17 protein-coding genes are annotated in these 22,400 nt (G+C 69.6%); 15 read left to right on the forward strand and 2 right to left on the reverse strand.

Going from position 1 to position 22,400, the window contains the following annotated elements; all coding sequences use genetic code 11:
* Window positions 1–2: 2 nt before the first annotated feature.
* Window positions 3–1,691, reverse strand: a complete 1,689-nt coding sequence (gene recN, locus JHB91_RS02795; protein WP_199471303.1) for a DNA repair protein RecN — start codon at window positions 1,689–1,691, stop codon at window positions 3–5.
* An 89-nt stretch (window positions 1,692–1,780) separates the two neighbouring features.
* Here recN and hrcA point away from each other — a divergent pair, with 89 nt between their 5' ends.
* The 12 genes from hrcA (at window position 1,781) to JHB91_RS02855 (ending at window position 17,233) form a co-directional block, all read left to right on the forward strand.
* Window positions 1,781–2,863, forward strand: coding sequence for a heat-inducible transcriptional repressor HrcA (gene hrcA, locus JHB91_RS02800; protein WP_199372690.1), 1,083 nt, complete (start codon window positions 1,781–1,783; stop codon window positions 2,861–2,863).
* Between the two features lie 5 nt (window positions 2,864–2,868).
* On the forward strand, window positions 2,869–3,372 hold the full coding sequence (gene grpE, locus JHB91_RS02805; protein ID WP_199372689.1) for a nucleotide exchange factor GrpE: 504 nt from the start codon (window positions 2,869–2,871) through the stop codon (window positions 3,370–3,372).
* Window positions 3,373–3,434: 62 nt separating this feature from the next.
* Window positions 3,435–5,393, forward strand: coding sequence for a molecular chaperone DnaK (gene dnaK / locus JHB91_RS02810; protein WP_255527515.1), 1,959 nt, complete (start codon window positions 3,435–3,437; stop codon window positions 5,391–5,393).
* 114 nt (window positions 5,394–5,507) lie between these two features.
* Complete coding sequence (gene dnaJ, locus JHB91_RS02815; protein WP_199471309.1) at window positions 5,508–6,635, forward strand: molecular chaperone DnaJ; 1,128 nt, start codon at window positions 5,508–5,510, stop codon at window positions 6,633–6,635.
* A 69-nt stretch (window positions 6,636–6,704) separates the two neighbouring features.
* Window positions 6,705–7,418: a 4-hydroxy-tetrahydrodipicolinate reductase gene (gene dapB, locus JHB91_RS02820; protein WP_199471312.1), complete on the forward strand. Its 714-nt coding sequence runs from the start codon at window positions 6,705–6,707 to the stop codon at window positions 7,416–7,418.
* Between the two features lie 145 nt (window positions 7,419–7,563).
* On the forward strand, window positions 7,564–8,712 hold the full coding sequence (carA, locus tag JHB91_RS02825; protein ID WP_199471320.1) for a glutamine-hydrolyzing carbamoyl-phosphate synthase small subunit: 1,149 nt from the start codon (window positions 7,564–7,566) through the stop codon (window positions 8,710–8,712).
* Window positions 8,709–9,359 carry a hypothetical protein gene (locus tag JHB91_RS02830; RefSeq protein ID WP_199471324.1) on the forward strand — a complete coding sequence of 217 codons (651 nt, stop codon included), beginning with the start codon at window positions 8,709–8,711 and terminating at the stop codon, window positions 9,357–9,359. Before carA ends, JHB91_RS02830 begins: the two co-directional genes overlap by 4 nt.
* A gap of 3 nt (window positions 9,360–9,362) precedes the next feature.
* Window positions 9,363–12,608 carry a carbamoyl-phosphate synthase large subunit gene (gene carB / locus JHB91_RS02835; RefSeq protein WP_199471327.1) on the forward strand — a complete coding sequence of 1,082 codons (3,246 nt, stop codon included), beginning with the start codon at window positions 9,363–9,365 and terminating at the stop codon, window positions 12,606–12,608.
* Between the two features lie 8 nt (window positions 12,609–12,616).
* Window positions 12,617–13,078 (forward strand): transcription elongation factor GreA, encoded by a 462-nt coding sequence (gene greA / locus JHB91_RS02840; RefSeq protein ID WP_182823687.1) that lies wholly within the window; start codon window positions 12,617–12,619, stop codon window positions 13,076–13,078.
* A 22-nt stretch (window positions 13,079–13,100) separates the two neighbouring features.
* Window positions 13,101–14,036 (forward strand): phosphoglycerate mutase, encoded by a 936-nt coding sequence (locus JHB91_RS02845; protein WP_199471330.1) that lies wholly within the window; start codon window positions 13,101–13,103, stop codon window positions 14,034–14,036.
* Window positions 14,037–14,104: 68 nt separating this feature from the next.
* Window positions 14,105–15,775, forward strand: a complete 1,671-nt coding sequence (gene recJ / locus JHB91_RS02850; protein ID WP_199471333.1) for a single-stranded-DNA-specific exonuclease RecJ — start codon at window positions 14,105–14,107, stop codon at window positions 15,773–15,775.
* 108 nt (window positions 15,776–15,883) lie between these two features.
* A complete protein-coding gene (locus JHB91_RS02855) occupies window positions 15,884–17,233 on the forward strand; it encodes a hypothetical protein (RefSeq protein WP_199471336.1) in 1,350 nt (449 codons plus the stop codon).
* 52 nt (window positions 17,234–17,285) lie between these two features.
* On the opposite strand, the gene JHB91_RS02860 is transcribed toward JHB91_RS02855, so the two are convergent.
* On the reverse strand, window positions 17,286–18,497 hold the full coding sequence (locus JHB91_RS02860) for an acyltransferase family protein (protein WP_199471339.1): 1,212 nt from the start codon (window positions 18,495–18,497) through the stop codon (window positions 17,286–17,288).
* A gap of 142 nt (window positions 18,498–18,639) precedes the next feature.
* On the opposite strand from JHB91_RS02860, the gene JHB91_RS02865 reads away from it, so the two are divergent.
* The 3 genes from JHB91_RS02865 (at window position 18,640) to lysS (ending at window position 22,326) form a co-directional block, all read left to right on the forward strand.
* Entirely contained in the window at window positions 18,640–19,545 is a 906-nt protein-coding gene (locus JHB91_RS02865) for a LytTR family DNA-binding domain-containing protein (RefSeq protein ID WP_199471341.1), read from the forward strand.
* 76 nt (window positions 19,546–19,621) lie between these two features.
* Window positions 19,622–20,750 (forward strand): peptide chain release factor 2 gene (prfB, locus tag JHB91_RS02870; RefSeq protein WP_199372677.1). Its coding sequence is split into 2 segments (ribosomal slippage): window positions 19,622–19,696 and window positions 19,698–20,750, totalling 1,128 coding nucleotides; the frame shifts between segments, so codons are not numbered across the junction.
* A gap of 49 nt (window positions 20,751–20,799) precedes the next feature.
* The gene (lysS, locus tag JHB91_RS02875; RefSeq protein ID WP_199471344.1) at window positions 20,800–22,326 is read left to right on the forward strand and encodes a lysine--tRNA ligase; all 1,527 of its coding nucleotides are present in this window, start codon (window positions 20,800–20,802) and stop codon (window positions 22,324–22,326) included.
* The last annotated feature ends 74 nt before the right edge of the window (window positions 22,327–22,400 follow it).

Below are 22,400 nucleotides of genomic sequence, written 5' to 3' on the forward strand. Positions count from 1 at the left end.
CTTCAGCCGGCGACGTCCACGCCGCCTGTCGCCGCGTCGCGCAGCAGCCGCCTGGCGGCCGCACGCGCCTCGCGGCTGACCTCCACCCCGCCCAGCATCCGCGCGAGTTCCTCCTGGCGTTCGCCGTCGTCGAGCAGGCGCACCGCGCTCTGAGTGACGCCACCGCGTTCGGCCTTGCTGACGCTGTAGTGCGCGTGGCCCTGGGCCGCGACCTGCGGCAGGTGGGTCACGCACAGGACCTGCCGCCGGCTGCCGAGGTCGCGCAGCTTCTGGCCGACGATCTCGGCCACGCCGCCGCCGATGCCGGAGTCGACCTCGTCGAAGACCATGGTCTGCACCGCGTCGAGGCCCAGCGCGGCGACCTCGATGGCCAGCGAAATGCGCGACAGCTCGCCGCCGGACGCGACCTTGCGCAGCGGCCGCGGCGGCTGCCCGGCATTGGCCGACACCAGGAACTCGACGCGCTCGGCGCCCTGCGCATCCGGCGCGTCGCCGGCGGTGGGCTCCAGTGCCACTTCGAACCGCCCGCCACCCATGCCCAGCTCGCCGATCAGCCCGGTGGTGGAGGCGGCGAGCGCCTTGCCGGCGCGCGCGCGCGCCTTGCCGAGCGCCACGGCGGCCTTGCGCCAGCCGTCCGCGGCAGCCTCGATCTCGGTGCCGAGGCTGCCCAGGCGCCGCGCCGAGGCGTGCAGCGCCTCATGTTCGGCGGCCAGCGCGTCGCGCTGCGCGGCGAGCCCTTCGGGCGTCACGCGATGCTTGCGCGCCAGGTCGTGCAGGCGCGCGAGGCGGCGCTCGTGGTCCTCGAGCTGCGCCGGGTCGATATCGAGGTCGGCGCGGATGCGGTCGAGCAGGACGGCTGCCTCGTCGAGCTGGATGGCGGCGCCTTCCAGCATGGACTGCACCTCGCCCAGGCGTGGTTCGTGGTCCTGCAACCGCGCCAGGCCGCCGCGCAGCTGGTGCAGTTCGGCGGGCAGCGCGCCGTGGCCGTCGCTGAGGCGGGCGAGGGCGACGTCGCAGGCGTCGACCAGTGTGGTGGCATGCGCCTGGCGGCGATGCGCGGCGACGAGCGCGCTGATGGCGTCCGCATCCAGGTCTTCGCGCTCGAGTTCATCCAGCTGGTGGCCCAGCCAGTCGATGCGGTCGGAGACATCGCCGGCGGCGGTCAGCTGTTCGCGCTCGCGCAGCAGCGCGGACCAGCCGCGCGCCGCCGTGGCCACCGCGGCAAGAAGTGCTTCGTGGCGGCCGAACGCGTCGAGCAGGGCGAGTTGGCTGCCGCGCGACAGCAGCGCCTGGTGCTCGTGCTGGCCATGGATCTCGACCAGATGACCCGCCAGCGCGGCCAGCTGCGACAGCGTGGCCGGGCGGCCGTTGATCCACGCCCGCGACCCACCATCGGCGCGCAGGGTGCGGCGCAGCTGGCAGGCGTCTCCGTCATCGAACTCCTGCTCGCGCAGCCAGGCCTGGGCGGCCGGTGAGCCGGCGAGGTCGAAGTCGGCGTCGAGCTCGGCGCGCTGCGCGGCGTGGCGCACCATGCCACTGTCGGCGCGCTGGCCCGACAGGAAGCCGAGCGCGTCGACCAGCAGCGACTTGCCGGCGCCGGTTTCGCCCGAGACCACGGTCAGCCCGGCCCCGAACTCGAGCTCGGTGGCGGCGACGACGGCGAAATCCTTGATGGAGAGGCGTTTGAGCATGGGACGCGATTGTGCCGCGAGGGGCCGCAGGCTGCCATCGCCGCGTCGCAGCGCTTGCGACTCGGAGCCCGGCGACATATACCCCCGGGATGTCCCGACGCCGCGATGACCCCCTCGACGCCCGCGCACGCCAGCTGCTGCGCACCCTGATCGCGCGCCACATCCGCGATGGCGAGCCCGTGGGTTCGCAGACCCTGGCCCGCCACGCCGGGCTGGATGTCAGCCCGGCGACCATCCGCAACATCCTCGCCGACCTCGAGGAGGTCGGCCTGCTGGCGGCGCCGCACGCTTCGGCGGGGCGCGTACCCACCCCGCAGGGCTATCGCGTGTTCGTCGACTCGCTGCTGCAGCTGAGCCCGCTGCAGGAGCCGGAGCTCGCGCGCCTGCGCGGCGAGCTCGCGACCGGAGGCGGCACGCAGTCGCTGCTCGGCAGCGCCTCGGAGCTGGTGTCGGCGATGACCCGGTTCGTGGGCGTGGTCAGCGTGCCGGGGCGCGGCCAGTTCGCCTTCCGGCAGATCGACTTCGTGCCGCTGGACGGCCAGCGGGTGATGGCGATCGTGGTCTTCGCCGATCACGAGGTGCAGAACCGCATCGTGCTGACCCGGCGCCCATACGGCCCGGCCGAACTCGAGCAGGTGGCCAACTACCTCAATGCCAATTTCGCCGGCCGCCCGCTGCACGAGATCCGCGCCACGCTGGTGAGCGACCTGCGCGCCGCGCGCAGCGAAATGGAGGGCCTGCTGCGCGCCACCACCGAAATCGCCGAGCAGGTGCTGGTGCCGGGCGACGAGGACGTGGTGGTCTCCGGGCAGGCGCGCCTGCTCGGGGTGCAGGACCTCGCCGACGTCGAACGGCTGCGCGAGCTGTTCGATGCCTTCGCCCAGAAGCGCGAAATCCTGCAGTTGCTCGAACGCACGGTGAAGGCGCCGGGCGTGCGCGTGTTCATCGGCGAGGAGACGGGGCTGGCGCCGCTGGCGGGCATGTCGCTGGTGACCGCCCCGTATGGGGCCGGGGGACGCGTACTGGGCGTGCTCGGGGTCATCGGCCCGACGCGGATGGCCTACGACCGGGTGATCCCGGTGGTGCAGGCGACCGCGGAAATGCTCGGCAATGCCTTGAATCCGGAGCCGCCATCCCCACAGAGTGCGGACCGCGACACACCCGGACCCTGAGAGCGATGACCAACGAACACACGCCCGACGCCACCATCGAGGCCGCCGACACCATTCCGCACGACGAGATCGAGGCCCTCCGCGGCGAGCTCGAACAGCTGCGCGCGCAGTCCCTGGTGGAGCGCGCCGAGCTTGAAAACCAGCGCAAGCGCCTGCAGCGCGATGTGCAGAATGCCTGCCGGTTCGCCAACAAGCAGCTGCTCGGCGACCTGCTGCCGGTGTTCGACAGCCTCGACGCGGCGCTGCTCGCGGGCGCGGCGGACGATCCGATGCGGACAGGCATGGAGCTGACCCTGCGTGAACTCCTGCGCGTCACCGCCAGCCAGGGCCTGGTCCAGCTCGCGCCGGCGCCAGGTGATGCGTTCAACCCCGACCAGCACCAGGCGATGAGCGTGGTGGACGCCGCGGGCGTCCCCGCCGGCGCCGTCGCCCAGCTGTTCCAGAAGGGCTACCAGCTCAACGAGCAGCTCCTTCGCCCGGCGCTCGTCGCCGTGGCCCGCGACGACTGAATCCGCGCCGCCCGGCGCTTGAAGGCGCCGGCCGCGTCCCCAGATAGCAGTCATCGGCGGCTTTGCCGCCCCCCAGACAAACCTCCAAGAGGCAACATCCCATGGCAAAGATCATCGGCATCGACCTCGGCACGACCAACTCGTGCGTGGCGATCATGGACGGCGGCAAGGCCCGCGTCATCGAAAACAGCGAAGGCGACCGCACCACGCCATCCGTCGTCGCCTACACCAAGGACGGCGAAGTGCTCGTGGGCGCCTCGGCCAAGCGCCAGGCGGTCACCAACCCCAAGAACACGTTCTATGCGGTGAAGCGCCTGATCGGCCGCAAGTTCACCGACGCCGAGGTGCAGAAGGACATCGGCCTGGTGCCATATGCCATCGCCCAGCATGACAACGGCGACGCGTGGGTGGCGACCAGCGAGGGCAAGAAGCTGTCGGCGCAGGAAGTCTCCGCGCGCATCCTGGAAAAGATGAAGAAGACCGCCGAGGACTACCTGGGCGAGAAGGTCACGGAAGCCGTGATCACCGTGCCGGCGTACTTCAACGACTCGCAGCGCCAGGCGACCAAGGACGCCGGCCGCATCGCCGGCCTCGACGTCAAGCGCATCATCAACGAGCCGACCGCGGCCGCGCTGGCCTATGGCCTGGACAAGGACGGCGGCGACCGCAAGATCGCCGTGTACGACCTTGGCGGCGGCACCTTCGACATGTCGATCATCGAGATCGCGGAAGTGGACGGCGAGAAGCAGTTCGAGGTGCTGGCCACCAGCGGCGACACCTTCCTCGGTGGCGAGGACTTCGACAAGCGCGTCATCGATTACCTGGTCGAGGAGTTCAACAAGGACCAGGGCATGGACCTGCGCAAGGATCCGCTCGCCCTGCAGCGCCTGCGCGATGCCGCCGAGCGCGCCAAGATCGAGCTGTCCACCGCGCAGCACACCGAGGTCAACCTGCCGTACGTGACGGCCGACGCCTCGGGCCCGAAGCACCTCAACATCAAGCTGACCCGGGCCAAGCTCGAAGCGCTGGTGGAGGACCTGATCAAGAAGACCATCGAGCCCTGCCGCACCGCGCTCAACGACGCCGGCCTGCGCGCCAGCGACGTCAACGAGGTGATCCTGGTCGGTGGCCAGACGCGCATGCCGAAGGTGCAGGCGGCGGTCGCCGAGTTCTTCGGCAAGGAGCCGCGCAAGGACGTCAACCCGGACGAGGCGGTCGCCATCGGCGCCGCGGTGCAGGGCGGCGTGCTGGCGGGCGACGTCAAGGACGTGCTGCTGCTCGACGTGACCCCGCTGAGCCTCGGCATCGAGACCCTGGGCGGCGTGTTCACCAAGATCATCGAGAAGAACACCACGGTGCCCACCAAGGCCTCGCAGACCTTCTCCACCGCCGAGGACAACCAGTCCGCGGTCACCGTGCACGTGCTGCAGGGCGAGCGCGAGCAGGCCCGCTACAACAAGTCGCTGGCCAAGTTCGACCTCACCGGCATCGATGCCGCGCCGCGCGGCATGCCGCAGGTCGAGGTGTCGTTCGACATCGACGCCAACGGCATCGTGCACGTCACCGCCAAGGACAAGAAGACCAACAAGGAGCAGAAGGTCGAGATCAAGGCCGGCTCGGGTCTCTCGGACGAGGAAATCCAGCGGATGGTGGCCGATGCCGAAGCGCATCGCGAGGACGACAAGAAGTTCCACGAGCTGGTCGGCGCCCGCAACCAGGCCGACGCCCTGGTGCACGGCACGCGCACGGCGATCAAGGACAACGGCGACAAGGTGCCGGGCGACGTGATCGGGCGCGTGGAGGCCGCGATCGCCGACGTCGAGACCGCGATGAAGGGCGACGACAAGGTGCAGATCGAGTCCAGGACCAAGGTGCTCGAGGAAGCCGCGCAGGCGCTGTTCGCCGCGGCCGCCCAGCAGGGTGGTGGCGATGCGGGTGGCGATGCCGGTGGTCCCGCGCCCGGCGACGACGTGGTCGATGCCGAGTTCACCGAGGTCAAGGACGACGACACCAAGGCCTGACCGCCATCGGTACGTGACGTCGGGAGCCGTGGCGGCGAGTCCGCGGTTCCCGATGTCGTTTCCGCCCCCGGTTTCGCGGGGGCGTCGCCCGACGACACAGATGGCCCCTGATCCATGAGCAAGCGTGATTATTACGAAGTCCTCGGCGTTGCCCGCAACGCCGGCGACGATGAGCTGAAAAAGGCCTATCGCCGCTGCGCGATGAAGCACCACCCTGACCGCAACCCCGGCAACCACGAGTCCGAGGCTGCGTTCAAGGAGTGCAAGGAGGCCTACGAGGTACTGTCCGACGGTGGCAAGCGCCGCATGTACGACCAGCACGGCCATGCCGCGTTCGAACACGGCATGGGCGGCGGCAACGCCGGTCCCGGCCAGCCGGACATGGGCGACATCTTCGGCGACATCTTCGGCAATATTTTTGGCGGCGGTGGAGGCTCGCGCGGCCCGCGCCGTGGGGCCGACGTGGGCTATGTGATGGAGCTCGACCTCGAAGAGGCGGTGGCGGGCGTGGAGCGCCGCATCGAGCTGCCCACGCTGGCCGCCTGCGATCCCTGCAACGGCACCGGCTCGGAAGACGGCAAGCTCGAGACCTGCGATACCTGCCAGGGGCGCGGCCAGGTGCGGTTCCAGCGCGGCATCTTCTCGATGCAGCAGCCATGCCCGCATTGCCACGGCCGCGGCCAGACCTTCAAGTCGCCGTGTCCTTCGTGCCGCGGCAACGGCCGCGTCGAGGAAGAGAAGGTGCTGTCGGTCAAGATCCCGGCCGGCGTGGACAACGGCGACCGCATCCGACTCTCGGGCGAGGGCGAGGCCGGTCCACCCGGTACGCAGCCCGGTGACCTGTACGTCGAAGTGCGCGTGCGCCCGCATCCGATCTTCGAACGCGACGGCGACGACCTGCATTGCGAAGTGCCGATCCGCATCGGCCAGGCCGCGCTGGGCGACACCGCGCGCGTGCCCACGCTTGGCGGCGAAGCCGAGATCCGCATCCCCGCCGAGACCCAGACCGGCAAGGTCTTCCGCCTGCGCGACAAGGGTGTGAAGTCGGTGCGCAGCCGCGCGCCGGGCGATCTGTACTGCAAGGTGGTGATCGAAACCCCGGTCAACCTGACCACCCAGCAGCGCGAGCTGCTGGAGCAGCTCGAAGCGACGTTCGTCGGCGACGGCGCGCGTCGCCACTCGCCCAAGGCCAGCACTTTCGTCGACGGCGTCAAGGGGTTCTGGGAACGCATGACGTCGTAAGTGCGATGCGGCCGGCACGCGCCCGGCCGTGAGCTTGCCGGCGGCGTGCACCGCGGCTAGCCTTGCGCGATGCCAGCTCCCATCCGATTGATGCTCCATGGCGCCAGCGGGCGCATGGGCCACGCGCTCATGCGCCTGTGCGGGGAGGGTGCCGAACCGGGCTGCGTCGTCGTGGCCGCGGTGTCACGCAAGCCGGCACAGCGGGTGGTGGACGGCGTGCCGCATTTCGCCGCCGCCGAGCTGCGCGGCGTACCCGCGTTCGACGTGGCCATCGACTTCAGCCTGGCCGAGGCCTTCGACCAGGTGCTCGCACTGTGCGTGGAGCGGGGAGCGGGGCTGGTGTCCGGCACCACGGGCCTGTCCGCCGCGCAGCGCGAGGCGCTGGTGGCGGCATCCGCGCGCATCCCGCTGGTCTGGGCCGCGAATTTCAGCCTCGGCGTGGCACTGCTGGAGGAACTGGTGGAGCGCGCGGCCGCCACGCTGCCGGGCTGGGACTGCGACATCGTCGAGGCCCACCACGTGCACAAGAAGGATGCGCCTTCGGGTACCGCGCTCGCGCTTGGCGCCGCGGTCGGGCGCGGTGGTTCGGACCCGCGCTACGCAAGCCTGCGCGCCGGCGACATCGTCGGCGAGCACACCGTGCAGTTCACCGGCACCGGCGAGCGCATCGAGCTGGTGCACCGCGCGACCAGCCGCGACGTGTTCGCCCGCGGTGCGCTGCACGCCGCGTCGCGCCTGCACGGCCGCGCGGCCGGCAACTGGCGGCTGCGCGACCTGCTGTAGCCGGCCGCGCGTTCAGCTCCGCGCACGCTGCCGCTGGCGCGTGGCGCCCCGGTTCCGTATCATTCCCGCTCGCCTGATTCACATGTCCCGGCGCCGGTTTCCGCCGGTGCTGGCGGCTTCCTGCAACCCCACGTAGGCGACCTTCGTGACCCCACCTGCAATCCTCGCGCTTGAAGACGGCACCGTCTTCGAAGGCGTCTCCATCGGCGCGCCCGGGCTTTCCGTCGGCGAAGTGGTGTTCAACACCGCGATGACCGGCTACCAGGAGGTCGTCACCGACCCCTCGTACGCGCGCCAGATCGTCACCCTGACGTATCCGCACATCGGCAATACCGGCTGCACCGCCGAGGACGACGAGGGCGCGCGCGTCTGGTCGGCCGGGCTGGTGGTGCGCGACGTGCCGCGCCGTCCCAGCAGCTGGCGCAGCCAGGTCGCGCTGCCCGAGTGGCTCGCCGATCGCGGCGTGGTGGCCATCGCCGGCATCGACACCCGTCGCCTGACGCGGCTGCTGCGCGAACGCGGCGCGCAGAACGGCGCGGTGATGGCCGGCGAGATCGACGCCGCCCGCGCCATCGAAGCCGCGCGCAAGTTCCCGGGCCTGAAGGGCATGGACCTGGCCGAGGTGGTCAGCACGCCCGCGCGCTACCAGTGGCGCGAGGGCCAGCTGGACCTCGACAGCGGCGCGTGGACGCAGGTTGAACCGCGCTTCAAGGTGGTTGCCTGGGACTACGGCGTGAAGCGCAACATCCTGCGCATGCTCGCCGAACGCGGCTGCGACGTGACCGTGCTCCCGGCGCGCACGACCGCCGAGGAAGCGCTCGCGCTGCGCCCCGACGGCGTGTTCCTGTCCAACGGCCCCGGCGATCCGGCGCCCTGCGACTACGCGATCGAGGCGATCCGCGGCTGCCTCGCCGCCAGGGTGCCGACGTTCGGCATCTGCCTTGGCCACCAGCTGCTCGCACTGGCCGTCGGCGGACGCACGGTGAAGATGCCCAATGGCCACCATGGCGCCAACCACCCCGTGCAGGACCTCGACTCCGGCCGGGTGATGATCACCTCGCAGAACCACGGGTTCGCCGTCGACGAGGCCTCGCTGCCCGCCAACGTGCGTGTCACCCATCGCTCGCTGTTCGACGGCACCAACCAGGGCTTCGAACTCACCGACGCGCCTGCCTTCAGTTTCCAGGGACATCCGGAGGCCGCGCCCGGCCCGCACGATGTCGCGCCGCTGTTCGACCGCTTCATCGCGGCGATGGCCGCGCGCAGCGAAACCCACAAGGAGTCCCGTGCATGAGCCTGCGCAACCCGCGTTCCCCGGTACTGTTTGCGCTGTGCCTGGGCTTCGCCAGCCTTGCGCCCGCCGCGCACGCCCAGAACGTCGCGCCCGGTGACATCGATCGCCTGGCCGGACTGCTGGTGGAGATGATGCCGATCGGCGACGTGTTCGACGCGATTGCCAAGCAGGACCCGACGTGGCCGTTGCAGGAGCGACCGGACGCGGTGACGGCCGAGCAGCTGGCCTGCATGCGCGGGGAGCTTTCCTCGGCCGGCTACCGCCGCGCCAAGCGCGCTGACGCCTCGGCGTATGCCTCGGCCCATCCATCGCGCGTGCGCGGCGACATCGCGTTGCTCGAAGGCGGAGCCAGCGTGCTGTTCGGGCGCCTGGTGATGGAAGGCGCCGCGACCGAGGGCGGCGGCGACAGCAATGCGGTTCTTGCCGGTTCGACGCCCGCGCAGCTGCTTTCGTTCATGACCGTCATGACCGATCCCAAGCATGCCGCGCTGCGCGAGGCCGCGGGCATGGGCGACGCGATCGACGCGACGCGCTCGGCCGAAGAAAACGAAAAGAGCGGCTACCAGCTGGGGGCGTCCATCGTCACCCAGCTGATGATCAAGTCACTGGACACCTGCCAGGTGCCCACTTCAGCAATCCTGGGATAAGCAATGCCAAGGCGCAGCGACCTCAAGACCATCCTCATCATCGGCGCGGGCCCGATCGTCATCGGACAGGCGTGCGAGTTCGACTACTCCGGCGCGCAGGCCTGCAAGGCGCTGCGGGAGGAGGGCTACAGGGTGGTCCTGGTGAACTCCAATCCGGCGACGATCATGACCGACCCGGATACCGCGGACGCGGTGTACATCGAACCGATCACCTGGCAGATGGTCGAGAAGATCATCGAGAAGGAGCGCCCCGACGCGCTGCTGCCCACCATGGGCGGGCAGACCGCGCTGAACTGCGCGCTGGACCTCGCCGACCACGGCGTGCTCGAAAAGTATGGCGTGGAGCTGATCGGCGCCAGGCGCGAAGCCATCATGATGGCCGAGGACCGCGAGCTGTTCCGCGTGGCGATGGCCGAGATCGGGCTGGAGTGCCCGAAGGCCGAAGTGGCGCGCACGTTCGAACAGGCCGTGGCCACCCAGGCCAAGGTCGGCTATCCGACGATCATCCGCCCGAGCTTCACGCTCGGCGGCAGCGGCGGCGGCATCGCCTACAACAAGGAAGAGTTCGAGGAGATCGCCAAGCGCGGCCTCGAGCTGTCGCCGGTCGGCGAGATCCTGGTCGAGGAATCGGTGCTCGGCTGGAAGGAATTCGAGATGGAGGTGGTCCGCGACACCGCGGACAACTGCATCATCGTCTGCTCGATCGAGAACCTCGACCCGATGGGCGTGCACACCGGTGACTCGATCACCGTCGCGCCCGCGCAGACGCTCACCGACAAGGAATACCAGCGCCTGCGCCAGGCCTCGATCGCGGTACTGCGCAAGATCGGCGTCGACACCGGCGGCTCCAACGTGCAGTTCGGCATCAACACCGAAACCGGCCGCGTGGTGGTGATCGAGATGAACCCGCGCGTGTCGCGCTCGTCGGCGCTGGCGTCCAAGGCCACCGGCTTCCCGATCGCCAAGATCGCGGCCAAGCTCGCGGTGGGCTACACGCTCGACGAGCTCAAGAACGACATCACCGGTGGCCGCACGCCGGCGTCGTTCGAGCCGAGCATCGACTACGTGGTGACCAAGATCCCGCGTTTCGCGTTCGAGAAGTTCCCGCAGGCCGACGCCCGCCTGACCACGCAGATGAAGTCGGTGGGTGAGGTGATGGCGATCGGCCGCACCTTCCAGGAATCGCTGCAGAAGGCGCTGCGCAGCCTGGAAACCGGCAAGGTCGGGCTTGACCCCACCGGCCTCGATCTTGCGAGCGAGGACGACCTGGTCGTGCTGAAGCGCGAGCTGCGCGAGCCGGGACCGGAGCGCCTGTTCCACATCGCCGATGCGTTCCGCGCCGGCATGTCGGTCGAGGACGTCCATGCGCTGTCGTGGGTCGATCCCTGGTTCCTCGACCAGATGGAAGACATCGTGGCTGCCGAGCGCGAGGTCGCCGCGCGCGGCGTCGATGCGCTCGACGGCGCCCGCTTGCGCGCGCTCAAGCGCATGGGCTTCGCCGACGCGCGCCTGGCGCAGCTGGTGCAGGTGGAGGAAAAGGCGATCCGCGCGTTGCGCCGCGCCTTCGGCATCCGCCCGGTGTACAAGCGCGTGGATTCCTGTGCCGCCGAGTTCGCCACCACCACCGCCTACATGTATTCGACCTACGAGGACGAGTGCGAAGCCGAGCCAACCGGCCGCGACAAGATCATCGTGCTCGGTGGCGGACCGAACCGCATCGGGCAGGGCATCGAGTTCGACTACTGCTGCGTGCACGCTGCAATGGCGCTGCGCGAGGATGGTTACGAAACCATCATGGTCAACTGCAACCCGGAAACTGTCTCGACCGACTACGACACCTCCGACCGCCTGTATTTCGAACCGGTGACGCTGGAGGACGTGCTCGAGATCGTCGAGCTCGAGAAGCCGAAGGGCGTGATCGTGCATTACGGCGGGCAGACGCCACTGAAGCTCGCGCGCGCGCTGGAAGCCAATGGCGTGCCGATCATCGGCACCTCCCCGGATTCGATCGACCTGGCAGAAGACCGCGAGCGTTTCCAGAAGCTGGTCGACACGCTCGGACTGAAGCAGCCGCCCAACCGCACCGCGCGCAGCGCCGAACAGGCGCTGCTGCTGGCGCGCGAGATCGGCTACCCGCTGGTCGTACGCCCGAGCTACGTGCTCGGTGGTCGCGCCATGGAAGTCGTGCATGCCGACGCAGACCTCGCGCGCTACATGCGCGACGCGGTCAAGGTGTCCAACGATTCGCCGGTGCTGCTGGATCGCTTCCTCGACAACGCCGTGGAAGTCGACATCGACGTGATCGCCGACAAGGACGGCGCGGTGTTGATCGGCGGCGTGATGGAGCACATCGAAGAGGCCGGCGTGCATTCGGGCGATTCGTCGTGCTCGCTGCCGCCGTACTCGCTGTCCGCGGAGACCCAGGCGCGCCTGCGCGAGCAGGTCGCGCAGCTGGCGCGTGCGCTGGGCGTGGTCGGCCTGATGAACACCCAGTTCGCGGTGCAGGCGGGCGAGGACGGCGAGGACGTGATCTTCCTGCTGGAAGTGAATCCGCGTGCCTCGCGCACGGTGCCGTTCGTGTCCAAGGCCACCGGCATCCCGCTGGCCAAGATCGCGGCGCGCTGCATGGCCGGAAAGACGCTGGCCGAGCTGGGCGCGACCACCGAGGTGATTCCGCATTACTACTCGGTGAAGGAGGCGATCTTCCCGTTCGCCAAGTTCCAGGGCGTGGACCCGATCCTCGGCCCGGAAATGCGTTCGACCGGCGAGGTCATGGGCGTGGGCCGGAGCTTCGGCGCGGCGTTCGCGCGTGCGCAGGAAGCGGCCAGCATCCGCGCGCCGGAGGCGGGCAAGGCGTTCCTCTCGGTGCGCGACCCCGACAAGCAGCGCGTGCTGCCGGTGGCGCAGGCGCTGCTCGAGCGCGGCTTCAGCCTGGTCGCGACGCGCGGCACGGCGCAGTGGCTGCAGCAGAACGGGCTGGCGTGCGACGTCGTCAACAAGGTGATCGAGGGCCGCCCGCACGTGGTGGACCTGATCAAGAACGGCGAGATCGCCTACATCGTGAACACCACCGAAGGACGGCAGGCGATCTCCGATTCGTTCTCCATCCGGCGCGAGGCGCTGCAGCAGCGCGTGACGTACTCGACCACCATTGCCGGTGCGCGCGCGTTGCTGCACTCTCTGGAATATCGCGGCACGGGTCCGGTGTGGGCCCTGCACGAACTGCATGAGGAACTGAAACAGGCATGAGACCCCCCATTACCGCGCAGGGCGCGCAGCGGCTTCGCGCCGAGCTCGAGGAACTCAAGTCGGTGCAGCGGCCCGCGGTGATCAATGCGATCTCCGAGGCGCGCGCGCATGGCGATCTCAAGGAGAACGCCGAGTACCACGCCGCACGCGAGCAGCAGGGCTTCATCGAGGGTCGCATCAAGCAGCTCGAGGGCGAGCTGTCGCACGCCCAGGTGATCGACATCGCCACGCTCGACGTGGGCAGCAAGGTCGTGTTCGGCGCCACCGTGGTGCTGGCGGATGTCGAGACCGACCAGGAAAAGCGCTACCAGATCGTTGGCGACCTGGAGGCCGACATCAAGCTCGGGCTGATCGCGATCTCCTCGCCGGTGGCGCGTGCGCTGATCGGCAAGCACGAGGGCGACGAAGTCAGCATCGACGCGCCCGGCGGCACAGTCGAGTACGAGATCGTTTCCGTCAGCTACGGCTGATCCGGCGATGGCGCCGGCCTCCGTGACACTGCTGCTCCCCGCCGCCGCGCGGCTGGGGCGGCAGCGCCTGTCCAAGGGGACTGCGGTAATGCTGGGCCGCGGCGACCAGCTCGCCGCTGGCGAACCCGGCCGCCGCGCGCAGCTGCTGCGCCACTTTCCGCTTGTCGGGCAGGGCTGGCCAATCGCGGCGCTGTCGCGAAAGGCGGACGTCGGCGATGCCGAAGGCGCGGCCTGGCTGCGTGCGGATCCGGCCTGGCTGCGTCCCGACATCAACGGCGTGCGGCTGATGGCCCATGGCGAGGCGCTGGCGCTTACGCCCGCCGATTGCGACGCGCTGCTGCCCGCGCTGCGGCCGCTGTTCGGCGATGCCGGGTTCACGCTCGACGCGCCGCACCCGTCGCGCTGGTACCTGCGCCTGCCGCGCGAGGCGAAGATCCCGGCGTTCTCCGATCCCGGTGACGCGCTCGGCGAAGACGTCTTCGAGCACCTCGATACCAGCCCCGAAGGCCGGCGCTGGCGCACGCTGGCCAACGAAGTGCAGGTGACCCTGCACAACCATCCCTGGAACGCCGGGCGCGCGGCGCGCGGGCACTCCCCTGTGAACGCGCTCTGGTTCTGGGGCGGCGGCACGCTGCCGCCGGTGGTGGAAGGAGGCGGCGTGGTGGGCGGAACGCACGGCTTCAGCGATGACGACACCGCGCGTGCGCTGGCAGCCGCCAGCGGGCGCGGCACGGCGCTGCCGCCACGGTTCACGCCGGACGCCGGCGTGTATGACATCGAAGGCACGCGTGACCTGCAGTGGATCGAGCGCGACTGGCTGCAACCCGCGCTCGACGCGCTGCGGGCCGGCGCGATCGACGCCCTGGAACTCGACGATGGCGACGGCTGGCGCCTGCGCCTGCGGCGCAGGCATGCGCTGCGCGTGTGGCGCCGCGGCGCCGCGTGGCCCGCCGCTTGAGCGCGGTGCGCAGTATCCGGCGCCGACCCGATCCAGCCAGGAACGAGGCGATCGAGTGGCCGGCGGACATGCCGCCACTGTTGCAGCGGATCTACGCTGCGCGCGGCGCGCACGACGTCGACAGCGCGCGGCCACGCCTGGCCGGCCTGCTGCCGCCCGAGGGCATGCTCGATCTTGATGCCGCTACCGCGCTGCTGGCCGACGCCATCGCTGCCGGGAACCGCATCCTGGTGGTCGGCGATTTCGACTGCGACGGCGCCACGGCGTGTGCGGTCGCGGTGCGCGGGCTGCGCATGCTCGGCGCGCGCGAGGTGCTGCACGCGGTGCCCAACCGGGTGGCGCACGGCTACGGCCTCTCGACCTCGCTGGTGGCCGAGCTCGCACCGTTGCAGCCCGACCTGCTGGTCACCGTCGATCACGGCATTGCCTGCCACGCCGGTATCGATGCCGCGCGCGCCCTGGGTTGGCAGGTGCTGGTCACCGACCACCACCTCCCGGGCGAACGCCTGCCCGCCGCACACGCCATCGTCAATCCGAACCGCGCCGGGGACGGCTTTGCCAGCAAATCGCTGGCCGGCGTCGGGGTGATGTTCTACGTGCTGCTGGCGCTGCGCGCGCGCCTGCGCGCGGAAGGCCGACTGGATGGAAACGGCCCCGACCTGTCCACGCTGCTCGACCTCGTGGCGGTCGGCACGGTCGCCGACCTGGTGCCGCTCGACGCCAACAACCGCGCCCTCGTGTCGGCGGGGTTGCGCCGGCTGCGTGCCGGCCGCGGCTGCGCCGGCCTCAATGCACTGATCGAAGTCGCCGGGCGCCAGGCCGCCACGCTGGGGGCGGGCGATATCGGCTATGCCGTTGCGCCGCGCCTGAACGCCGCCGGGCGCCTGGAAGACATGGCGCTCGGCATCGAATGCCTGCTGTGCGACGAGCCGGAGCGCGCACGCGAACTCGCGCAGCGCCTGGACGCGATCAACCGCGAACGCAGGGTGGTGCAGCAGACCATGCTGGACGAAGCCGAGCTGGCCCTGTCGACCGACGCGCTCGATGCGTATGGCCACGACGGCGGCGTCGGCGCGTCGGTGTGTGCGTTCGACGCCGGCTGGCACCCCGGCGTCGTCGGACTGGTGGCGTCAAAGCTCAAGGAGCGCCTGCACCGGCCGGTGGTCGCCTTCGCGCCGGCAGAGGCGGGCAGCACCAGCCTGCGCGGATCGGCGCGCTCGATTCCAGGGTTCCATGTGCGCGATGCGCTGGCGGCGGTCGACGCCCGCCATCCCGGCCTGATCGCGAAGTTTGGCGGCCACGCGATGGCGGCGGGGCTGAGCCTCGACCTCGCCGACCTGCCTGCCTTCGAAGCGGCCTTCCACGCCCACGCCGAAGCCATGCTCGACGCCAGCGCACTGCTGGCCGTCATCGACAGCGACGGCGCGCTGGCGCCCGGCGAGTTCGACCGCGCCCACGCCGAAGCCCTGCGCGACGGCGGGCCGTGGGGGCAGGGGTTCCCCGAGCCGCTGTTCGATGGCGAGTTCGAGGTGCGCGACTGGCGCGTTGTCGGCGAACGCCACCTCAAGCTGACGCTTGGCGTGGCGGGCCTGCGAACGACGATTGCCGCGATCCACTTCGGGGCCTGGCGCGGCGAAGCGCCGCCGGCGCGTGCGCGCCTGGCCTACCGCCTGGCACCGGACGACTACCGCGGCGGCGATGCCATCCAGCTGGTGGTCGAACACCTCGAAGCCTGCTGATCCTGCAGCCCGTTGCGGGCTATCGCTGAATACGCCCCGCTCGCATAATCCGATGGCGCGACCGGGCCAGACGCGGCGTCTGCCACGGAACATCCAAGGATTCCCTGCATGCGAAACGAGACGAAGACGCTGGCGCTGGCCGTCGCCATGGGCCTGTCGCTGGCAAGCACCGCGGCCATGGCGGCGGACCCCGCCACCACGTCGATCACACCCGGGCAACAGTTGCGCGGTGAGATCACCAGCGCGGACATGCTCAACTGGCGCGACGGCACGCGCAGCGAACTCTTCAGCGTCGCGCTGAAGGCCGACCAGGGCGTGCGCTTCGTGGTCGAAGGCCCGCTGCGGGCGCAGCTGTCGCTGTACCTCGATGGACAGTTGCTGCGCACCTCGTCCGGCGAGTCGGAGACGGCCACGCTTGCCGTGCGCGCATCGCGCGCAGGCCGCTACGTGCTCGCGGTGAGCGGCAGCGACGCCTCCGCGTACGGGCCGTTCACGCTGGCGTCGTCGGAGCTGCAGGTCTACGGCGGCGGCGAACTGGCCAGCGGCGCATCCATCACCGACTGGCTGGACGGCAGCAAGCGCATTCCGCTGCGCATCGAGCGCGAAGGCATGTACTCGGTGCGCATGGCGTCGGACGAGTTCGATACCGTGCTGGGCCTCGAGGGCAACGGCCTGTCGCTGGGCAGCGACGATGCGGATGGCAGCAACTCGCAGCTGACCGCGCGCCTGGCGCCCGGGACTTACACCCTGGTCGCGTCCGGCTACAACGGCCAGGCGGGCGGGCAGTACGAGCTCTCCGTCGCCGAGCGCGAGCTGCCGGCCGGCATCGAGGTGGCCACCGACGGCGACCTGGTCCCGGGCACGGACCTCACCGCGCTCTACCAGGGGCAGCCGGTGACATATCGCCTGCGCGTGGCGGAGCGGCAACTGCTCGCGCTCGACATGCGCAGCCCGGAGCTGGACTCGCGCCTGCAGCTGACGGGTGAAGGGGTCCTGATCGAGGACGACGATGGTGGCGACCGCCTCGACGCCCGCATCGCAACGGTGCTGCAACCCGGCGACTACGCGGTGCGCGCCTCCGCGTTCAACGTGCAGGGCGGGGCAGGCCTGTTCACGCTGGCGGCACGGCTGTCGCCGGTGCCCGCCGATGCCGGCGGCGGAAGCCTGGAAGTTGGACGGGCGCGCGACGCCACGCTGCTGCCGGGAATGACCGACCGCTACACCCTCCGCATCGCGCGCCCCGGCAGCTACATCATCGAAATGGCATCGGGCGACGGCGTCGACTCCCACCTCAGGCTGCTGCAGGGCGGCGAGCCGCTGGCGGAGGACGACGATGGCGGCGGCGGTTTCGATGCGCGGATCGCGCACGCGCTCGAGGCGGGCGACTACGTGCTGGAAGCATCATCGGCGATGGGTGGCCAGGGTGGCCGCTACCGGGTGCACGTCCAGCGTCGCTGAGCGCTGCATCGGCTGCCTTTCCGGTGAACCCCCGTCGGAAAGGCAGCCACTATCAGCGAATCGTTGCGGCGACGGGAGTGGCGGTCCGCCCGCCGCTGAGCTCGGGTTTGAGCCCGAAGAGGGGGCGCAGCAGAGACACGCGGCGGATCACGAATTCGTGCAGCAGCAGGCATCCGCCGATGGTGGCGAGCGTCACAAGCGCAGGTTCGAGCCACGCACCCAGCCGCAATGGAATCAACCAGTACGCCACCAGCACGATCAGGCTCTGGTGCAGGATGTACCAGGGATACACGGCTTCCGAGGCATAGGGCAGCCAGCGCATGGGCCGGTTGAGCAGCGTATGGCCCCAGGCGAAGATCGCCAGCAGCGCCGACCACATGTAGAGCGCCCGCGCGCCGCGTTCGATGCGGCCCCAGGGAAGGTGCGCGAGCGCCGGCGGTATGTCGCCGGCCGGCAGGTATTGCCCGGCCGCCTTCAGCAGCAGTTCGACGCAGATGGCGGCGAACGCGACCGCCAGCATCGGCCAGCGCAGGTCCTGCAGCCGCGTCCAGAACGCGTCCTGCCGCGCCATGGCGTAGCCGAACAGGAACACCGAGAAGTACTCGGCATGCAGGTACCAGTCGCCGACCAGTGCATGGGTCGGGGGAAACCGGGGGGCCAGGACCACGAGGTAGCCGAAGAACAGGCCGGCCGGCAGCAGCATCAAGGCCCCGTGGCGCGGACGCGCCAGCCAGGTCGCCAGCCGCGTGCCGGGCCGCGAATCGAGCAGGGGCATCAACGCCAGCAGCGCCATGCTGTAGACCCACAGATACGCCAGGTACCAGAGGTGGTTCCATGTGATGCCGTACTCCGCCCCGCTGAAACCGGCTTCCGGCCACGGGCGCACCTGGAGGTAGCGTCCGAGGAACCGCAGGAAGCCGGGTTCCAGCGTGCCCTTGGCGACGCCTTCGCAATAGGCCTGCACCGACACGATGAAGAGCATTCCGAACGCCAACGGCAGCAACAGCCTCAGGCTTCGCCGCAGCGCGAATTGCGCCAGCCCTCGCCCCGGCAGTGACAGTCCGATGGCGATCCCCGAGATGGCGAACAGCAATGGCATGCGCCAGCGGTTGAACACGATCCGGACGTAGTCCAGCCATTCGTGGCGATAGCTGCTCGCGATATGGAAATCGGAATCCACCTGGTACACGCCACTGACGTGGTACAGGATGAGGATCGCGAACGCGGCGACGCGCAGGGCGTCGATGTCATGTCGGCGTGGCATCGGTCAGGCCTTTCTCGGGGGTCCCCGCACCGTAGCCAGCCCACGCCTGACACGCCCGTCCCGGGTGATGGCCCGCCGGATTTTGTGACCAATGGTGGAGGGCAGGGACGAACAACGGGTGCCCTCCCGTTACCATGCCGGCATGCACGTCATCACTCCGCAAGTGGCCGTGGATCCGGCCAATGCCTACCTGCAACACCGTCGGCCCTTCGAAATAGGCTACTGGCTGGTGAGCTGCTGCCTGGGCGCGATTGGCGGCAGCTATGAGGAGTGGGCCGACCACCAGCGCCTCGGCGTGCCGCTGGACTGGTGGCAGCCAGCCACCTGGTCGTGGAGCAGTGCGCTGGCGAGCCTGGTCCTGGTGCCCGCAGTGCTGTGGTTCACGCGCCGCTGGCCGCTGCACATGGACACGTGGCGGCGCAGGCTTCCCGGGTACCTGGGAGCAAGCGTCGCCTGGTCGCTCACCCACGTGGCGCTCATGGTCGGTATTCGCAAGCTGGTGTATGCCGCCAGGGGCGCTAGCTACGACTTCGGCGACTGGCCCTCTGAATTGCTGTACGAGTATTCCAAGGACGTCCGCACGTTCATCGGCATGGTGCTGCTGCTCCACGGATACCGCTTGTTGCTGCGACGGTTGCAGGGAGAGGCGAGCGTCCTCGGTACCCCCGACGATGTCGCCCAGCCGGGTTCGGTCGCGCGGCCGGAGCGCTTCCTCGTGCGCAAGCTCGGCCGCGAGTTCCTGATCGCGGCCGACGATGTCGAATGGCTGCAGGCGTCGGGCAACTACGTCAACCTGCGCGTCCGCGGCCATGATTACCCGTTGCGCAGCACCATCGGCGGTATCGAGGCGCAGCTGGATCCGGCCCGGTTCGTGCGCATCCACCGCAGCTACATCGTCAATATCGACCGTATCGCGTCGATCGAGCCGTTGGACAGCGGCGATGCCCGGGCCCACCTGCAGGACGCCACCCTGCTGCCCATCAGTCGCCGGTATCGCGACGCCGTGTGGCAGGGCGCGAGTGAAGGTCGCGGCATCGGTTCAGCCTGAGCTGCCGGCGGCCGGGTCGGCCGCAGCGGTCGTTCCAGCTAGAATGTGCGGCCACCTGAACCTTCATCCTGCCGCCATGATCGAGCTCAATCCCGTCCGCCAGCGCATCGCCGACCTCAAGGGCCGGCTGGATTCGCTCAGGGGGTTTCTTTGACTACGATGCCAAGCGCGAACGCCTCGAAGAGGTAGAGCGCGAACTCGAGAATCCCGACGTCTGGAACGACGCCGCCCGCGCGCAGGCGCTGGGGCGCGAGCGCTCGCTGCTGGACAAGACCGTCAATGGCATCCGCGACATGACCGACGGACTGGTCGGTGCCGCCGAGCTGCTCGACCTGGCCGAAGACGAGAACGACGACGACACCGCGGACGCGGTGGTGGTCGACGTCGAGCGTCTGGCCGGGCAGGTCGAGAAGCTCGAGTTCCAGCGCATGTTCTCCGGACAGATGGACTCGGCCAACGCGTTCGTCGACATCCAGGCCGGTGCCGGTGGCACCGAAGCCCAGGACTGGGCCGAGATCCTGTTGCGCATGTACCTGCGCTGGTGCGAGCAGCGCGGCTGGAAGACCGAGCTCATGGAAGTCAGCGGCGGCGACGTCGCTGGCGTGAAGTCGGCCACGTTCCGCGTGGAGGGCGAATACGCCTACGGCTGGCTGAAGACGGAGATCGGCGTGCACCGCCTGGTGCGCAAGTCGCCGTTCGACTCCGACAACCGGCGCCACACCAGCTTCACATCGGTGTTCGTGTCGCCGGAAGTCGACGACGACATCGACATCCAGATCAACCCGGCCGACCTGCGCACCGACGTGTACCGCTCGTCAGGCGCTGGCGGCCAGCACGTCAACAAGACCGAGTCGGCGGTGCGCATCACGCACATCCCGACCAACACCGTGGTCGCCTGCCAGACCGGGCGCAGCCAGCACCAGAACCGCGACACCGCGATGAAGATGCTCGCCGCGAAGCTGTATGAACTCGAGGTGCAGAAGCGCAACGTCGAGAAGGATGCGCTGGAAGCCACCAAGTCCGACATCGGCTGGGGCAGCCAGATCCGCAACTACGTGCTCGACCAGAGCCGCATCAAGGACCTGCGCACCGGCATCGAGCGCTCCGACACCCAGAACGTGCTGGACGGCGACCTCGACGAGTTCATCGAGGCCAGCCTGAAGACCGGCCTCGAAGCCGGCTCCAAGCGCACCGACGCCGCCTGATCGCGCCATCCAACCGGGGCACACAATGCCCCCTCCAGCAAAGAACGCCATGACCCACGCCGCCAGTCCCGCCCCCGCCGACGAAAACGCATTGATCGCGGAGCGTCGCGGCAAACTCGCCGCCCTGCGCGGGCAGGGCGTGGCGTTTCCCAACGACTTCAGGCGCACCGAGCATGCCGGCGACCTGCAGGCCGAGTACGCCGACGGCGACGCCTGGGATGCCGCGGCGCTGGAAGCCACCGGCCGGCGCGTCGCGCTGGCCGGGCGCATGGTCGCCAAGCGGGTGATGGGCAAGGCGGCGTTTGCCGAGGTGCAGGACGTCAGCGGGCGCATCCAGCTGTTCCTGCAGGCTTCCACGCTGGGCGAGCGCTACGACGCGTTCAAGGGCTGGGACGTGGGCGACATCGTGGCCGTCGAAGGCGGCCTGACCCGCACCCGCACCGGCGAACTGTCGGTGCGCGCCGACACCCTGCGGTTGCTGACCAAGTCGCTGCGTCCGCTGCCCGACAAGTGGCATGGGCTGGCCGATGTCGAACAGCGCTATCGCCAGCGCTACGTGGACCTGATCGTGTCGCCCGACGCGCGCGAGGTGTTCGTCACGCGCTCGCGCATCATCTCGTCGCTCCGACGCTGGCTGGACGCGCGCCGCTTCCTCGAGGTCGAGACGCCGATGATGCATTACATCGCCGGCGGCGCCACCGCGCGGCCGTTCACCACCCACCACAACGCCCTCGGCCTGGACCTGTACCTCCGCGTGGCGCCCGAGCTGTACCTCAAGCGCCTGGTGGTCGGCGGCTTCGAGCGCGTCTACGAGATCAACCGCAACTTCCGCAACGAAGGCGTCAGCACGCGCCACAACCCGGAGTTCACGATGCTCGAGCTGTACGAGGCCTACGCCACGTACATCGAAGTCATGGACCTGACCGAGACGATGATCCGCGACGTGGCGTCCGATGCCGCCGGCGGCACGCGCTTCGCGTGGGACGGCCACGACATCGACCTCGCGCCCGCGTTCCGCCGCTGGAAGCTCGAGGACGCCGTGCGCGAACTCAATCCGGAGATCAGCGCCGCCGACTGCCGCGACCGCGACGCGCTGGCGCGCCACTGCGAGCGCCTGCGCGTCGCGGTGAAGCCCGGCTACGGTTGGGGCAAGCTGCTGCTGGAGATCTTCGAGAAGACCGTCGAAGCCGGCCTCTTGCAGCCGACGTTCATCACCCATTACCCGGTCGAGGTCTCGCCGCTGGCGCGCGAGTCCGACAGCGAGCCAGGCATCACCGACCGCTTCGAGCTGTTCATCGGCGGCAAGGAAATCGCCAACGGCTTCTCCGAGCTCAACGACCCCGAAGACCAGATGGCGCGCTTCCAGGCGCAGGTCGAAGCCAAGGCCGGCGGTGATGACGAGGCGATGCATTACGACGCCGACTACATCCGCGCGCTCGAGGTGGGCCTGCCGCCCACCGGCGGCCTGGGCATCGGCATCGACCGTCTCGTGATGCTGATCACAGGCTCGGCGTCGATCCGCGACGTACTGTTGTTCCCGTACATGCGGCCCGAAGCGGGTGTGGGCCACGAGTGACGCCCAGCGTCACCGTTTGACCGCTGCCAGCGTCAACTGACGTATGCTCGGGTAGACGGTCCTGTTGCCGGGGG

It is taken from the genome of Luteimonas sp. MC1828 (assembly GCF_016461615.1).
In the GTDB taxonomy this organism is placed as follows: Bacteria; Pseudomonadota; Gammaproteobacteria; order Xanthomonadales; family Xanthomonadaceae; genus Luteimonas.